This is a genomic window from Nonomuraea antri, from assembly GCF_013283785.1.
In the GTDB taxonomy this organism is placed as follows: Bacteria; Actinomycetota; Actinomycetes; order Streptosporangiales; family Streptosporangiaceae; genus Nonomuraea; species Nonomuraea antri.
Window position 1 is genome coordinate 1 of sequence record NZ_JABCPZ010000536.1, and the last position, 1,320, is coordinate 1,320.

At 72.7% G+C, this 1,320-nt stretch carries 1 protein-coding gene; it reads left to right on the forward strand.

Annotated elements, in window-relative coordinates; genetic code table 11:
• Positions 1–4: 4 nt before the first annotated feature.
• Positions 5–1,320 (forward strand): AAA family ATPase (locus HII36_RS55195; RefSeq protein WP_328808333.1); only part of this gene is annotated, 1,316 nt, incomplete at its 3' end.

Genomic DNA, 1,320 nt, shown 5'->3' on the forward strand with positions numbered 1-1,320 from the left:
GCAGGTGATCAGGGCGTTGCGGCGTACCGCGGAGCCGGGGGAGTGGGCCGCGGCCGAGGCCGCTGCGGGGAGCAGTCTGGGGGCGCTGCTGGGTGAGGCCGAGGCGGAGCCGGCCGGGAGTGAGGCGCCGGGTGATTTCCGGATCTTCGATGCGGTGACCACCGCGCTGGTGTCGTTGTCGCAGCGGCGTCCGGTGGTGGTCGTGCTCGATGATCTGCATGTGGCCGATCCGGCGTCGCTCAGGCTGCTGGAGTTCGCGGCGCAGCAGACGTGGTTCGAGCGGCTGCTGCTGATCGGCACGTATCGGGATGCAGAGGTGGAGCCGGTCGATCATCCGTTGCGTCCGTTGTTGTCGCCGTTGGTGGCGAAGGCCACGTCCATCACGTTGACCGGGCTCGATCGGGCGGGGGTGCGGGCTCTCATGGCGCGTACGGCCGGGCATGATCCGCCGGACGAGCTGGTCGCGGCGGTGCACGGGCGCACGGGCGGCAACCCGTTCTTCGTGGAGCAGACGGCGCGGCTGTGGCGCAGCGGCGGGTCGGCGACCGCCATCGCGCCCGGGGTGCGCGACGCGGTGCGGCGGCGGCTGTCGTTGCTGCCCGCGCCGGTGTCCGAGCTGCTCACCAACGCGGCCGTGCTGGGTGGTGAGTTCCATCGGCAGGTGCTCGCGGCGGCCGTCGGTGCGCCTGTCGCGCACGTCGACCGGCTGCTCGAGCTGGCCGTGGTCGCCAAGCTCGCGCTGACCAAGGGGGGTGGGGTGTTCGCGTTCGCGCACGATCTGGTGCGCGAGACGCTGTACGAATCGATGGACGACGTCCGGGCGGCGCACGCGGCGGTCGTGCGTGCGGTTGATCGGTTTCCCGAGCTGGCGGGGAAGATGGTGCCCGGTGAGCTGGCCAGGCACGCGTACCTGGCCGGAGAGAAGATCGAGCCGGGACGGGCGGTCGAGCAGCTGCTCGCGGCGGCGCTCGACGCGGAGCGGCGGCTGGCGGTGGACGAGCAGCTCGGGCATCTGCGGCGGGCGCTCGAGGTGAGCGCCGCACCGGGGCTGGAGACCAGGCGGGCGACGGTCGCGCTCGACCTGGGGCGGCAGCTGCGGCGCATGGGGGAGCGCGACGAACCGTGGCGGCTGTTCGAGCTGGCTTGGCGGGTCGCGGGGGCGGGTGAAGCGGACGATTCGGTGCTTGCGGCGCGGGTGGCGTTGGTGGCGCATTCGGCGTTCGGGCTCGATAGGGCGCTGCATTGGTTGCGGGAGGCGCATGTCAGGTTGCGGGACGCGCAGCTCGGGGTGCGGCTTGGTCAGTTGCGGGAGGTGCCGGG